This window comes from Ketobacter sp. MCCC 1A13808, assembly GCF_009746715.1.
GTDB lineage: Bacteria > Pseudomonadota > Gammaproteobacteria > Pseudomonadales > Ketobacteraceae > Ketobacter.
On the sequence record NZ_VRKW01000006.1, the window covers coordinates 175,209 to 190,744 of the forward strand.

The window sequence follows — 15,536 nt, forward strand, 5'->3', positions numbered from 1 at the left end:
CGAACTCCGGCAAAATGCAAAAGCACCGACTTATTGAATAGTGTCGGTGCTTTTTTTGGGTTACTCCCGATACCAGCTGCCGTCATCGCGCTTACGAATCCAGGTTTTAGAATACCAATGGTAACGGCCCTGCTGGCCTGCTACCGGCATCGTACAGTTATAACGGGAGCGCCCTACCGGGATGGCCGTATCCGACTGAATAGTGAATTCTTTGTCTGCGGTTTTAACGACGTTAATTTCACCCTGGTCACTGGCAAAGCAGGTCAGAGCGCCGTTAACCGCCGTCAAGGTGAGCTTAAGTTGCGGCTTCGCCGGCTTGCTCCAAACTATTGGCTCACTGCTCTCTTTTGCTATCGGCAATGGCAGGCTAGCGGCCTTTAATCTGAATGCCTTTTCATCAACATAGTGTTCATTGAAGGGGAACCGCGGGGCAATACCCGAGTTCAACAGCGCTTTATCCACCGCCCCAGACTGTTGACCGAAACCCAGAAAACCCCACTCCTGGATTTTTTTCAGCAACCGCTCGTTGACCTCGCCATAGGGGTAAGCGAAATATTTCCAATTCGCGCCGGTCTCTTCCGCTATACGCGCCTCTGATTGTTTGAGCTCACCTTCAATACGGGCGAGCCACTCCGATTCGGACTCCCCTTCCAATTTACGTAGCAGGTGCAAATGGCTTTGGGTGTGATTGGCTAACTGCGCACCTTGCTTTTGTAACTCCCGCAACTGATCCCAACTCATAAATCCACGCAGCTTTTGATCAACCGGATCGGTGCTGACAAATAGAGTAAACGGGTAGCCGAATTCGTTTAAAATCGGGGCTGCATTTTGATAAACATCCAGATAAGCGTCATCGATGGTGATCACTACCGTTTTATCCGGCAGCGCTTTGTCCTGTTGTAAAAATGCCACTAACCTGGCCAGCGGCCAGACATTGAAACCGTCTTCTTTCAAAATTTCCATATGACGCCGAAACGCCTTCGGGGTAACACGGGTCGATGCCGGTGCACTATCCGAAACGTGATGATATTGCAGAATTACCCCGTGCCGGACGTCACCTTGCGCCTGCACCGGGCCGCTATTCACCGCAATTAACAACCCGTTCACCAGAACCAACAAAGCAGATAAACATTGCATGACCATATAGTCGCCTGTTTTTGGGATTGGTATCATGGCAGTGTAACCTAAATTTCTGGTTCCTAATTCGACTCAACAACAATGATAATTAAGGTGTACCCATGCAATTTGATATTGAGAAAATAAACGAGCTGACTACCGGTTCCATTCCCCTGGCGAAATTCGCCGGCGCAGAGGTAATTGAGTTTGAACGGGGCTATGTGAAAATGAAGCTACCCTATGAACAAAATTGCAATCACATTGGCATGATGTACGCTGGCTCTTTGTTTACCATCGCTGAGCTACCGGGCGGCTCCCTGTTCTTCAGTGCCTTTGATGTCGCCAAGTGCTACCCGATTGTCACCGAGATGAGCATCAAGTTCCTGAAGCCTGCGAAAACCGCTGTCACGGTGGAATCCCGCATCAGCGAAGAAGAAATTGAGCGCATTAATCGCGAAGTAGAAGAAAAAGGAAAGTCCGTTTATATACTGGAACAGGAAATTAAAGATGAAAACGGAGAAATCTGCGCTGTGACCACTGCCCGCTACCAGGCACGGGCCCACGGACGATAAGGTTCATCACCCACACGGACCAAACCGGTGTTAGCGGCGACGCAGCTTGATAGCAGAGTTGCCGCCCGTTTGATTAAAGCGGTTAGCGATGGTATTGGGCACTTAGCTCATGCACCGCATCCACAAACACCTTGGCGTGATCCGGGTCTGCATCCAATGCGATACCGTGCCCCAGGTTAAATACGTGGCCTTCTCCAGAACCGAAGCTTTCCAGTATTCGTGCCACCTCCTTACGGATGCTATCAGGGGAGGCGTACAGTACCGACGGGTCCATGTTGCCCTGCAGTGCAATCTTGTCGCCGACTCTCTGCCTGATATCGCCCAGCTCAACAGTCCAGTCCAGCCCGGCCGCAGCGCAGCCAGTATCCGCGATCGCTTCTATCCACTGGCCACCGTTTTTGGTGAACAGAATGGAGGGCACCGCGCGACCGTCGTGCTCTTTTAGCAAACCGTCGACAATTTTTTTCATATAACGCAGGGAAAACGCCTGGTAATGCTGGCTACTCAACACACCACCCCAGGTATCAAAAATCTGCACGGCCTGGGCGCCGGCCAGAATTTGCTGATTCAGATAATCAATAACGCTGTCTGCCAGCTTCGCCAGTAATGCGTGCAGCACATCCGGCTGCGAGTACATCATGCGTTTGATGGTGCGAAAGTCTTTGCTGGAGCCCCCTTCAACCATATAAGTTGCCAACGTCCACGGGCTGCCCGAAAATCCAATCAAAGGCACGCGCCCAGACAATGCAGAACGGATGGTGCGCACCGCATTCATCACGTAGCCCAATTCGTTGGAAGCGTCAGGCACCGTCAATTGCTCGACATCCTGCTCGCTGCGAATGGTTTTGCGAAAACGGGGGCCCTCCCCTTCTTCAAAATACAACCCCAATCCCATCGCATCCGGGATGGTCAGGATGTCCGAAAACAAAATGGCCGCATCCAGCTCGAATCGCTCAAGCGGTTGCAGCGTGACTTCACAGGCCAATTCCGCATTTTTACACAGCGACAGAAAATCCCCTGCGTGGGCTCGTGTTGCCTTATATTCCGGAAGATAACGACCGGCCTGTCGCATCATCCAGACCGGAGTGACATCCACCGGTTGTTTCATCAGGGCTCGCAAAAATCGATCGTTTTTCAGTTCAGACATGTAATCCCTTTATTTTATTATGGTATTGCCGATTGCTGCGGACTTACACGTCCAGATAATCCAGTATACCCTCGGCGGCTTTGCGACCTTCCCAGATTGCCGTGACCACCAGATCTGATCCACGAACCATATCACCCCCGGCAAACACTTTAGGATTACTGGTCTGGAACGGAAATTCGGCTTGCTCAAGCGCCACTACGCGACCGCTGTCATCAATATTTACTCCCGACTGATCGAACCAGGGCTGGGGACTGGGACGAAACCCGAAGGCAATGATCACCGCATCGGCCGGCAGTATTTGTTCTGAGCCAGGAATCGGTTCGGGGCTACGACGGCCGCGGGCATCGGGTTCTCCGAGCCGGGTTTCAATGACTTTAACCCCCTGTACCCGATGATTATCCCCAATGATTGCAATTGGCTGGCGATTAAACAGGAACTCCACCCCTTCTTCACGGGCGTTCGTCACCTCCCGGCGGGAACCGGGCATATTGGCTTCATCGCGACGGTAAGCACAGGTTACCTGCTCAGCGCCTTGCCGAATTGAAGTACGGTTACAATCCATCGCGGTATCACCGCCGCCTAACACCACCACTTTTTTACCCGACATATCAATAAAGTCCGCCGGGTCTTTTTCGAACCCCATATTGCGGTTCACATTAGACACCAGGTAGGTCAGCGCTTCATGCACACCTTCCAGATCTTCGCCGGGAAAGCCGCCTTTCATATAAGTATAAGTACCCATCCCCATAAACACGGCATCGTATTCTTTCAGCAGGTCGTCCATGCCGATGTCTTTGCCAATTTCCGTATTTAGGCGAAATTCAATACCCATGCCTTCGAATACTTCGCGACGCAACTGAATCACCGGCTTTTCCAGTTTGAACTCAGGAATGCCAAAGGTGAGCAAGCCGCCGATTTCCGGATTACGGTCAAACACCACCGGTTTTACACCATTGCGCACCAACACATCGGCACAACCCAGCCCGGCAGGACCTGCCCCTATGATCGCCACTTTTTTGTCCGTCGCAATGACACTCGACATATCCGGCCGCCAACCCATAGCCAGCGCAGTATCGGTGATGTATTTTTCCACCGAGCCAATCGTCACCGCACCAAAACCGTCGTTGAGCGTACAGGCGCCCTCACATAAGCGATCCTGGGGGCACACACGGCCACAGACTTCCGGCAAGGTATTGGTCTGATGGCTTAATTCCGCGGCCTCCAGAATATTCCCTTCCGAGATCAGCTTGAGCCAGTTCGGGATAAAGTTATGAACCGGGCATTTCCATTCGCAATAGGGATTCCCGCACTCAAGACAACGGTGCGCCTGGGACGCCGATTGCTCCGGTTGAAACGGATTATAGATCTCAACATATTGAGAACGCCTTACCCCGATCTCCTTTTTGGCAGGATCTTGCCGGGATACATCCAGAAACTGGAAGTGGTTATTCAAACGCTCTGCCATTTTAAACCTCACTGCTAAAGACGAAGTCGGGAGCTCCGACCATGCATGACTGCAGGACTGACCAGGTTCCGGCCGTACTGCAGTTGTGCATGTTTGATTATTCGGGACGGTGCCGGATGCTGTTTAGTAGACGCTGGATACTGGCTGCTTTGGGCTTCACCAACCAGAACTGGCCTACATAATCATCAAACCGGTCGAGGATTTGCTTGCCCCAGTCACTCCCGGTTTCAGCTACAAACTCTTCGATGACACTCACAAGATGGGTTCGGTAACCTTCCATGTCTTCGCTGTGAATACGCTGAATCTCAACTAATTCATGGTTATATTTGTCGACAAAGGTTTTGTCTTCATCCAACACATAAGCAAAGCCACCGGTCATCCCGGCGCCAAAGTTATAGCCGGTTTCGCCCAATACGGTGATCAGACCGCCGGTCATATATTCACAACCATGATCCCCGACACCTTCTACAACCGCGTGTGCTCCGGAGTTACGTACGCCGAAACGCTCCCCTGCCTGGCCGGAAGCAAACAGTTTGCCACCGGTGGCCCCATAAAGACAGGTGTTACCAATAATGGAGGTTTCCTCGCTGCGGAACGGGCTGCCTTTAGGCGGATGAACAACCAACTTACCGCCGGTCATGCCTTTGCCGACATAATCATTGGCATCCCCTTCCAGGTACATGTACAGACCACCGGCATTCCACACGCCGAAACTCTGCCCCGCCGTGCCCTTGAACCGAATAGTGATCGGGCTATCAGCCATGCCCTGGTTACCATGACGCTTGGCAATTTCACCGGATAACCGAGCACCGATAGAGCGGTCACAGTTGGTGATACCGAAATCAAATTCACCACCACTTTTTGCATCGATCGCCGGTAGCATCGTGTCAACCATGCGCTCGGCCAACTCGCCCTTATCAAACGGAGCGTTACTGGCAACGGCACAGATTTGCGGTTTGTCATCGGAAACGTGACTGCTGGACAGAATGGGTGACAAATCCAGGTTTTTCTGTTTGTCGGTGATGCCTTCGAGCATTTCAAGCAGGTCGGTGCGGCCGACCAGTTCGGCCATAGTCCGCACGCCGAGGCGCGCCATCCACTCGCGGGTTTCCTGCGCCACAAAGCGGAAGAAATTCATCACCATTTCAGGTGCACCGATGAAAAACTCTTCGCGTAATTTATCCTGCTGCGTGGCGACACCGGTTGCGCAGTTATTGAGGTGGCATATACGCAGGTATTTACAGCCTAAAGCAATCATCGGAATGGTGCCAAAGCCGAAGCTTTCAGCACCCAGGATAGCCGCTTTCACCACATCCAGCCCATTTTTCAGACCGCCGTCGGTTTGCAGCCGGATTTTGTCGCGCAGATCGTTGCCACGCAGTGTTTGGTGCGCTTCACTTAAACCCAGCTCCCAAGGCGAGCCGGCGTAACGGATCGACGTGAGCGGGCTGGCGGCAGTACCGCCATCGTAACCGGATATGGTAATCAAATCCGCATAGGCCTTGGCTACACCCGCTGCGATGGTACCTACGCCGGGCTCAGACACTAGCTTAACGGACACCAGCGCCTGGGGATTAACCTGTTTCAAATCGAAAATCAGCTGCGCCAAATCTTCAATTGAATAGATATCGTGGTGCGGTGGCGGCGAAATCAATGTCACTCCCGGCACCGAGTAACGCAGGCGGGCAATCAGTTCATTCACTTTGCCACCGGGTAATTGCCCCCCTTCACCCGGCTTGGCCCCTTGCGCGACTTTGATTTGCAGCACTTCCGCATTCACCAAATAATGCGGAGTCACACCAAAGCGGCCGGAAGCAACCTGCTTGATCTTGGAAACGCGCTCGGTACCGAAGCGTGCGGGATCTTCACCGCCTTCACCGGAGTTACTGCGCCCACCCAAGCGGTTCATGGCCGTGGCAATGGCTTCGTGAGCTTCCGGGCTCAACGCACCGAGAGACATGCCGGCAGAATCGAAGCGCGGTAATATGGATTCCATCGGCTCTACTTCGTCCAAAGCAATTGCGCCGGCGGCACTGGTTTTCAAACCCAACAGATCACGAATCGCTGCAACCGGCCGGTCCTGAGTCAGAACGGCGTATTCACGATAAGCTTCGTAGTCGCCGGATTGAACCGCTTTATGTAACGCGCCTATCACATCCGGATTGAAGGCGTGGTATTCGCCGCCGTGGACGTACTTAAGAATACCGCCCTGTGCAATCGGTTTGCGCGCTTTCCAGGCGTCCAGCGACAACAGCTTGGCGTCATTCTCAAAGTCGGTAAATCCCGCACCCTGGATGCGACTCTGCACCCCGAGAAAACAGGTATCGACGACGTCCATGGCAATACCGACCGCTTCAAACAATTGCGCACCACGATAAGACGCCACGGTTGAAATCCCCATTTTCGAAAGGATTTTCAGCAGTCCTTTATCGATCGCCTTGCGAAAATTCTTCTGCGCGTCGATTGGATCCATCAGGATCTCGCCGGTACGCACCAAGTCACAGATCACATCAAAAGCAAGATAGGGGTAAACCGCTGTCGCGCCGAATCCGATCAGGCAGGCGAAGTGATGAGGGTCGCGGGCGCCCGCCGTTTCCACAATGATATTGGAATCGCAACGTAAACCTTTGCCGGTCAGGTGGTGATGTACCGCGCCGGTCGCCATAAGCGCGGGCAACGGGAGTTTTTTCTCATCGATGTCACGGTCGCTCAACACCAGAATAACTTTACCGGAGCGCACGGCTTCTTCCGCTTGCGTGCAGATATTTTCAACCGCTTGTCGCAAGCTGATCGCTGCATCGTAGTTCAGAGACAAACGCTGCACCTGGTATCCTTCACGGGTGATCGACAGCAGTTGCTGAAACTTACTGTGCGACAACACCGGCGAGGTCAATATGGCCCGGTCTGCATGCTCCGCCGTTTGCTCAAACACATTGCGCTCTGCACCCACGCAGGTTTCCAGAGACATCACCACAGCTTCCCTTAAGGGGTCAATTGGCGGGTTGGTTACCTGGGCAAATTGCTGCCGGAAGAAATCGTATAACGGCCGAACCTTGGCCGACAACACCGCCATTGGCGTGTCATCGCCCATGGAACCCACTGCTTCCTGACCACTTTCCGCCATCGGTCGAATAACCTGATCACGCTCTTCAAATGTAACCTGGAATAATTTCTGATAGGTCTTTATGGCTGCCGGATCGAGCTGCTCAATGGAACGGGTCTCGTCGGTTAACGTGTCCTGAATACGGATCACATTTTCTTTCAGCCATTGCTTGTAGGGCTGCGCCGACTTTAATCGCTGATCCACTTCATCGGTGTGCAACAGCTCTCCGGTTTCCGTGTCCACCACCAGGATCTGTCCCGGCCCGACCCGGCCTTTGGCTACCACATCATCCGGCTTGTAGGAGTAGACACCGATCTCCGACGCCAGCGTAATAAAGCCGTTTTTGGTGATCACCCAACGGGCTGGTCGCAGACCGTTGCGATCCAGCATACAGATTGCGTGACGGCCGTCGGTCATTACCAGACCGGCCGGACCATCCCAAGGCTCCATGTGCATGGAATTGTATTCATAGAACGCGCGTAAATCCGCATCCATGGTTTCCACGTTCTGCCAGGCAGGCGGCACCATGCAGCGCACCGCACGATAGATATCCATGCCACCGGCCAATAACAATTCCAGCATATTATCGAGACTGGAGGAGTCAGAACCGGTACGGTTTACCAGGGGCAGGATTTCATCCAGATTCGGTAACAGATCAGATACAAATTTGGGAGTACGCGCAACCGACCAGTTGCGGTTGCCCATGATGGTGTTGATTTCACCATTGTGCGCCAAATAGCGGAACGGCTGCGCCAAAGGCCAGCGCGGCAGGGTATTGGTTGAAAAACGCTGGTGGAACACGCAAATCGCAGTGCCCATTTCTGGGTTTGCCAGATCTTTATAAAAGGAAGGCAGATCCGCCGGCATCACCAGCCCTTTATAGGATACGACCGTGGCAGACAAGCTGGGGATATAAAAATCCTCGTCTTCCTGCAAGCGGGCTTCTGCACGACGACGTGCAAAGAAGAGCCGGCGATTAATCTCGGTATCCGAGATTCCGTCGGAATTCAGGAACAACTGCTCTATTAAAGGCAGGCTCTCCATCGCGATGCGTCCGCACACGCTGCTATCGAACGGCACTTTTCTCCAACCCACGACCTCCAGGCTTTGCCTGGAAACTTCGTCTTCCAGCACAGTCCGGGCGTGCTGCGCCTTAGCGGTATCCTGAGATAGGAACGTCATTCCCACCGCGAATTGCTTGCTCAGATCCTTACCAAAGGCTTCTTTTGCAACCGCGCGATAAAACTTATCCGGCATCTGCAGCAACAGCCCGCAGCCGTCGCCGGTTTTGCCATCGGCAGCAATTCCGCCGCGGTGAGTCATGCACGTGAGTGCCTCAATCGCAGTCTGCAATAATTCGTGGCTGGCTATGCCCTTCATTTGTGCAATTAAGCCAAAGCCACAGTTGTCTTTAAACTGGTCAGGATGGTAGAGCCCACCACTCTGTATTTTCATCACAAGCGAAAGCCCTTTTTCCAGTGAATTCAATAGGTTATTTGAGAATCTCGCGCCTGATATACGCAATCCAGGCAAAAATGGACAGCCATTTTACATGCGAACCCTCAATTGGACAAACGTATCTCCCTCTTCTGGTGCACGTAGCACGTCCAAAGAGAGGCACACCAGTAAAATACACGCAAAAAACAGTCCAGAAATGAATGAGTTAGGAATGACTCACTGGTTTTTTATTTCCTCTTGAATTGCCTCGGCTTTTCGGATCCAGGGCCCCTGCTTTTGCAGCGCTTGTGGTAATTTTGTGACAGCTGCACTTGCAGCGTCGTGATTCGGGTAACTTGCCTGCACCACCACATACCAGGGAGCACCATGACGCGCCATGCGATAATAAGCAAGATTCTTTACGCCAGAGTAGCGATTGACAAAGGTTTCGACCGTCTTCCACTCTTTGGCACCCAACAGCTGTATCACATAATCGCCTTTTGGAAGCGTGCCCAACCAAGCAGACCGATCACTCACACCCGCTACTGTTTTACCGACAACCCCGGCGCGTTCCGCCGGTTCGGGCACAGGCTGCTCGACAGGAGCACGCTGTTCTGGAGTCGGATCGATAACGCTCTCGGTTTCGTCCGGCTTATCCATAACCACCACCGGTTCAACCAGGCTCACCTGATCCTGGGCTTCCCGCTGATCTGCATCGGATGAAGCATCCGTCTCCGCACCGGCTTGCTGCGGTTCCGTTGCCGGCGCCTCTGTGATTTGCCCTGGGGCCAATACGACTGCGGGCGGGTCGCCAACGTCCGCAAAACCGGGTTGGACCTGCTCGGCGCGATCCGCCAAGTCCACTTTATCAGGCTCGGGCTGCTTGCTGCCGCGCATCAATATCAACAGCACAAGCACAACCGCCATGATTGCAAGCGCAGCCAGATGCATTTTGGGCAATCCGGATAGGGTCGCGGGCTTGGGCACCGGCGTTGGCATCGTCGCTGCCAATAAGTCACGCGCCATTTCATTAATTTGCTGGATATTACCCAACGTTTGATTGTGAATGTGCAGCAGCTGCTCATCATTAAAACGCACTTGACCGAGCCCGGCAGTGCGCAGTCGATAGGCCAAATATTCGCTGGTTTCTTCCGGCGTAAGCGGATACAGGGTCAGTTGAAAATTATCAGGCACCTGACTAATCAGTTCATATAGATAGCCGGCAGATTCAAGCTCAATTGCGTCCACCACCAAAAGAAATTTGACCGGAAGGCCAGCGGTGATCGCTAACAGTTCGCGAATAAGCAGACAGCTTTCCGGGCTTAGGTGTTGAGCCTGACGCACGACAGCCAACAATGTTTTTGACTCACTGTCAGCAGCTTGAGCCGTGGCCGTTAAAACCTGCTGCCGGTTTTCAAGTGTCAATTCCTGAGGACACCGCCAGGCAGTCGAAAGTGCTGATGATATGTCTTGCGGGCGATTCAGCACATTGGACTGAATCAACGCCAGATCAAACAATTCCGGATCCAGCATGGCAATCATGCGATTCACAAGAAAGTGTTTGCCCACACCGGCATCGCCATCCAGCACCAACAAGGCTGGGCCATAGCGTAATAAGTGCTGCAATTGCTCCAGTGTATCCTGGCGGCCTCCTCCGGGGAAAAACAGCCCGTCAATGCGGGCATCATCGAACGGATCCAGCACTGGCTGCGCTTCGGAGGATTCCGGCTGAGCAGTCTGCCCGTGAGTATCGGACAGGTTTTTATTCGTATCAGGCTGTGCAGTCATCCAATGTGGCCCGGAGATTGGTTTGATCAAAATTGGTCGTCACTACTGCATCCCCCAGGGCCTGCAATAACACCAGGCGAATCCGCGCATCAATATTTTTTTTGTCCACGGCCATTCGCTCTAAATAATCATTCTCTGTCATATTTGGGGGCCCGGCAACTGGCAAACCGGCCGCTTCAATAATTGCTTGGGTGCGATCAATATCAGCTTGGCTCAGATAGCCCTCTTTCTGGGATAACACTGCCGCCATAACCATACCCGCGCCCACAGCCTCACCGTGCAACCATTGCCCATACCCCTGATCCGCTTCAATCGCGTGACCGAAAGTATGCCCCAGATTCAGGATCGCCCGGACACCGCCTTCGCGCTCGTCTGCCGCGACCACTTCCGCTTTAATTTCACAAGACCGCTTGATCGCATACCCCAGGGCTTCGCTTTGATGCCCCCGCAGCAGACTCATATTACGTTCAATCCAATCCAAAAACTGGGTATCCCGGATTAATCCGTATTTTATGACTTCGGCCAGACCAGCCGAGAGTTCCCGCTCCGGCAGCGTCGAAAGGCAATCGGTATCGGCAATCACGGCCTTCGGCTGATGAAACGCACCGATCATATTTTTACCCAACGGGTGATTAACCCCGGTTTTGCCGCCGACCGACGAATCCACTTGAGAAAGCAGGGTTGTGGGTATTTGTATGAAATCAACACCGCGCTGATAGCTGGCTGCCGCGTATCCGGTAATATCACCCACCACCCCACCACCCAATGCGATTAATGTGGTGCTGCGGCTGTGCTTCCGCTCCAGCAAAGCAGTATAGATTTGGTTGAGGGTATCGAGGGTTTTGTATTGTTCACCGTCGGGCAATACCAGGCTTGATGCCTCGTATCCGTGCAATGCCGACTGGACTTTTTCGAGATACAGCGGTGCGATGGTGGTGTTGGTGACAACCAGCACTTGCTTGCCTGCAAGCTTGGGCAGCAATGCCCCGAGTTGAGCCAACAACCCACCGCCAATATAGATCGGATAACTGCGTTCACCCAATGCAACACTCAGGGTTTCCATCATAACTCCTCTTGCCAAATATTGGCCTATTGTAGCTACTAAGGAGTATCGGGTACACAGGTGAGAAGCGTTAGGGCTGGGTAATCAGGCGCGCAATTTCGCTGGCCACGTCCTTGATATTGGAAGCGTCGGTGTCCACCACATAATCAGCCACTTCCTGATAGAGCGGTTCACGGGTTTTCATTAATTCAGTGAGCACTTTACGCGGTTCAGCATGTTGCAACAGGGGCCGCTTACGATCCTTTGCCGTGCGCGTGAGCTGTTGTTCGATGGAGGTTTTGAGATAAACGACAATGCCCCGGGCAGAAACAACCCGGCGATTTTCCTCCCGGGTAACCGCTCCGCCACCGGTCGCTAATACGATTCCGTCCCGCAAGGTGAGTTGATCGATAACAGCCTGCTCGCGACGGCGAAAACCTTCTTCACCTTCAACGTCAAAAATCCAGGGGATATCCGCGCCGGTGCGGGCCTCGATTTCGTGATCTGAATCGACGAATTCGTAGCTGAGTAATTGGGCAAGCTGACGCCCGATGGTGCTTTTACCTGCACCCATCGGGCCTACTAAAATGACATTTCCGTGTTTTGACATTTACTTCTTATTGAGCAGAGAGTACATCGTTCATTATACGTGGAGTAATGAACACCAGTAGTTCCGCTTTTTGATTGGATTTAGTGGTCCGGCGGAACAAACGTCCCAGCACCGGAAGATCACCCAGGAACGGTGTTTTCACAACCGCTTCCACGTCTTCAGAGCGGAACACCCCACCTAATACCACGGTTTGCCCGTTATCTACAATAATACTGGTCTCAATTTCATTGGTATCAATGGAAGGTACACCGTTAAAAATCTCCCCCACTGAATCCTGGTTGACCTTAAGATCCATAATAATGCGGCCATCAGGCGTGATCTGAGGTGTTACTTCCAGAGACAATACCGCTTCTTTAAAGGAAGTGGAGGTTGCACCACTGGACGACGCCTCCTGATAAGGCACTTCGGTACCGGATTGGATTTTAGCAGTTTGCTGATCCGCAGTTAATACCTTGGGCGTCGATACTATATCGGCACGGCCATCGGATTCCAGCGCGGACAGCTCCAGATCAACCAAACCGTGATCGACGTCAAAATAACCCAGCGCAATCCGGCTGGCTTCACTGGAAACCACACCCAGATCCAATGCCAATGCACTGTCACCGATTTCGATGGCACCGTTATCCAGGGAATCACTGATACCGGCAGCGCTTCCGTTAACTACGGCGCCAGTAGACGATGTGGGTGGGTTGGTGTATTGAGATACGCCCCACTTCACACCCAACTCTTCCGCCGCATCCGATCGTGCAATCACCAAGCGAGCCTCGATCATTACCTGTTTAACCGGAATATCCAGTTGCTCAAGCATGAAGCGAACTTCATCTATATTGTCTGACGTATCCTGAATCAGCATCACATTGGTACGCTCATCCACAGTGATGGTCCCCCGCTCACTCATAAATCCGGATTGCGTGACCAGGTCGGCAACTTCTTTTGCTTTGGCGTAATTTACAGTCAGGTATTCGGTCCGTAACGGGGCCAGTTCCTTCACTTGTTTCTGGGATTCCAGCTCCAATTTTTCACGGGCTGCGATTTCATCTGCCGGGGCGACCAGCATAACGTTACCGACTTTACGCTTGTCCAGGCCTTTTGTTTTCAGTATCAAGTCCAGCGCTTGATCCCAGGGCACGTTTTGCAGACGCAGGGTGATGCGACCACGAACAGTATCACTGGCGACCAGGTTGAGTTCGGTAAAGTCCGCAATCAGCTGAAGCACAGACCGCACTTCAATATCCTGGAAGTTAAGCGATAATTTTTCGCCGGTGTACTGAAATTTCTCTTTACGTTTGCGATCCAGCTCAGCACCGGTAATGGGCTTAACACTGATCGTGAATGTCTGATCCGTCTGATACGCCATGTACTCGTATTCACCTGTCGGCGTTACTGCAATCCGGGCGTTACCGGACGATGAGCTGGCATCGATCAGTTTTACCGGCGTCGCGAAATCGACCACATCCAAACGACGTTGCAGGTTTTCCGGTAGTGTTACGCCACCGAAAACGGCGACAATTTTTCCACCCTGCTCGCTCAAATCCACAGGTGCATTGGGATTACTCAGGGTCACCACCACCTGACCTTCACCTTGGTCGCCGCGACGAAAATCGATTTCCTGAACGCCGTTTTCCGCCGCCGAACTTTTGCCGGCAGTGGATTGAGGCGCCATCATGGTAGAAGAAGCGGAGCTTTCACCACTACCGATGCGTACCAGGAGGTTGTTGCCAGAGACTTCGGTCGAATAGCCGGTCAGCGAGGTCATGCTCACGATCAGACGTGTGCGTTCGCCCGCTCCCATCACGGTCAGGCTGCGTACATTACCGCTACCCAGCGTGTGGTATTTCTCGGACATACCATTGCTGACTCCGTTCAGATCGAGCGCGATTCGCGCCGGTGAGTCAGTGGTGTATCCGGTGGGAGAAGGAGGTGCGCTATCAAATTTCAATTTGATCTCAATAGCATCACCAGGCAGCGCTGCAGACTCAACGCCGGTTAATTTGGCAGCCCACACGGGAGAGGATAATAGGGTCACCAGTAAACCCCAACACAACTTGAATTTCATTGCAGGTACCTGATTCCTTGTTTTTGTTCGTTTAAATTGGCGCAAACTATTCATTCACTTTCTCCCACGCATCAGTCATCACGCAATACCAGAGTGCGTGGACGCTCAACCCAACCGTCTTGACCGTCGGATACAATTTCAATTAAGTCTATTTTGTTCGAGTTAACAGCAGTTATCTTTCCGAAATTACGGCCAACGTGGTTTCCCTCTTTCACTCTGTGCAGTCCCATATCCGGTGTTTTGACCAGGGCGAAAAGCGTGCCGCCAGGCCGCATCAGCGTGCCCACCATCTGCAGTGAATCGACTCCGTATTGTTCGAGAACTTCTTTCGGCCGATTGAAATCAGGTTTTACATTGCTTCGTTTTTGCGGCAGCGCCGCCAATTCCACTTCAATTGGTTTTTCGAAAGGGCTTCGCAACGCAGCGGCACTGTAGGCAAAGGCTTTATATACCTTGAATTCCGGTGGCGGCTTAATCCGACCTTTAGGCCCGTTCTGAATTTCTGTCATCTTGGCCTTGATATCGTCATATTGCCCGTTTCCACCACAGCCCGAGACACAAAGCAACGTCATCAAAATTACGGTAAAACTTACGCTCTTCATATCAATTTTCCTTATAGCGATAAGTTTTGGCACGAATGCTCATGGTCAATTCATGATTCTGAGACTTACCGTCCGGCTTTATCTCAAAGTCATGCAACGTCACGATCCGTGGCAGCGATGCGACCGCACTAACAAAGGCACCGAAAGAGTGGAAACCGCCTTTTACTTCTATATCTATTGGTAACTCGACATAGAATTCCTTACTGGTTTCCGGCGCTAATTTTATGGTGTTGAACGTCAACCCGGCACTCAGTCCGGTATGGGAAATATCTTCCAGCAACCCAGGCACTTCAGTATCGCTGGGTAGTTGCCGCAGCAGGGCTCCGAAGGTACTTTCCATTTCCGTCATTTGTTCTTTATATGCATCCAGATTCGACGCTTGATAGGCTTTCTTTTCGTATTCCTGCATTAGCTGGGTTTCTTTTGCCGCTGTTGAATCCAGCTTGGCCAGCGAATCCGACAACAGGAAGTGATACACCAGAAAACCAGCGACGACACAAGCAGCCAACCACATTGCCAGCTTAACGGGAAACGGCCAGCCGCCGATGTTTTCCGGGTCGAGATTATTGAGTGATTCTATAAATTCTTTCGCGTCCAT

11 protein-coding genes are annotated in these 15,536 nt (G+C 52.4%); 1 reads left to right on the forward strand and 10 read right to left on the reverse strand.

From position 1 onward, the window contains the following. Positions 1–60: 60 nt before the first annotated feature. A complete protein-coding gene (locus FT643_RS13265; RefSeq protein WP_198043526.1) occupies positions 61–1,143 on the reverse strand; it encodes a polysaccharide deacetylase family protein in 1,083 nt (360 codons plus the stop codon). A gap of 95 nt (positions 1,144–1,238) precedes the next feature. Here FT643_RS13265 and FT643_RS13270 point away from each other — a divergent pair, with 95 nt between their 5' ends. After that, the gene (locus tag FT643_RS13270) at positions 1,239–1,688 is read left to right on the forward strand and encodes a PaaI family thioesterase (RefSeq protein WP_156871882.1); all 450 of its coding nucleotides are present in this window, start codon (positions 1,239–1,241) and stop codon (positions 1,686–1,688) included. 82 nt (positions 1,689–1,770) lie between these two features. Here the strand turns inward: FT643_RS13270 and hemE are convergent, their stop codons facing one another. The 9 genes from hemE to FT643_RS13315 all read right to left on the reverse strand — a co-directional run bounded on the left by hemE (position 1,771) and on the right by FT643_RS13315 (position 15,536). Then, a complete protein-coding gene (hemE, locus tag FT643_RS13275; RefSeq protein ID WP_156871883.1) occupies positions 1,771–2,835 on the reverse strand; it encodes a uroporphyrinogen decarboxylase in 1,065 nt (354 codons plus the stop codon). Between the two features lie 43 nt (positions 2,836–2,878). Then, entirely contained in the window at positions 2,879–4,300 is a 1,422-nt protein-coding gene (locus tag FT643_RS13280; protein WP_156871884.1) for an FAD-dependent oxidoreductase, read from the reverse strand. A 97-nt stretch (positions 4,301–4,397) separates the two neighbouring features. Next, positions 4,398–8,858, reverse strand: a complete 4,461-nt coding sequence (gene gltB, locus FT643_RS13285) for a glutamate synthase large subunit (RefSeq protein ID WP_156871958.1) — start codon at positions 8,856–8,858, stop codon at positions 4,398–4,400. 219 nt (positions 8,859–9,077) lie between these two features. Then, a complete protein-coding gene (locus FT643_RS13290) occupies positions 9,078–10,628 on the reverse strand; it encodes an SPOR domain-containing protein (RefSeq protein ID WP_156871885.1) in 1,551 nt (516 codons plus the stop codon). After that, positions 10,612–11,691, reverse strand: a complete 1,080-nt coding sequence (gene aroB, locus FT643_RS13295) for a 3-dehydroquinate synthase (protein ID WP_156871959.1) — start codon at positions 11,689–11,691, stop codon at positions 10,612–10,614. The genes FT643_RS13290 and aroB overlap by 17 nt, the downstream gene beginning before the upstream one ends. A gap of 70 nt (positions 11,692–11,761) precedes the next feature. Next, on the reverse strand, positions 11,762–12,280 hold the full coding sequence (gene aroK / locus FT643_RS13300; protein ID WP_156871886.1) for a shikimate kinase AroK: 519 nt from the start codon (positions 12,278–12,280) through the stop codon (positions 11,762–11,764). 7 nt (positions 12,281–12,287) lie between these two features. Beyond that, the gene (locus FT643_RS13305; protein WP_156871887.1) at positions 12,288–14,336 is read right to left on the reverse strand and encodes a type IV pilus secretin PilQ; all 2,049 of its coding nucleotides are present in this window, start codon (positions 14,334–14,336) and stop codon (positions 12,288–12,290) included. A gap of 71 nt (positions 14,337–14,407) precedes the next feature. After that, complete coding sequence (locus FT643_RS13310) at positions 14,408–14,938, reverse strand: pilus assembly protein PilP (RefSeq protein WP_156871888.1); 531 nt, start codon at positions 14,936–14,938, stop codon at positions 14,408–14,410. Position 14,939: 1 nt separating this feature from the next. Beyond that, positions 14,940–15,536, reverse strand: a complete 597-nt coding sequence (locus FT643_RS13315; RefSeq protein ID WP_156871889.1) for a type IV pilus inner membrane component PilO — start codon at positions 15,534–15,536, stop codon at positions 14,940–14,942.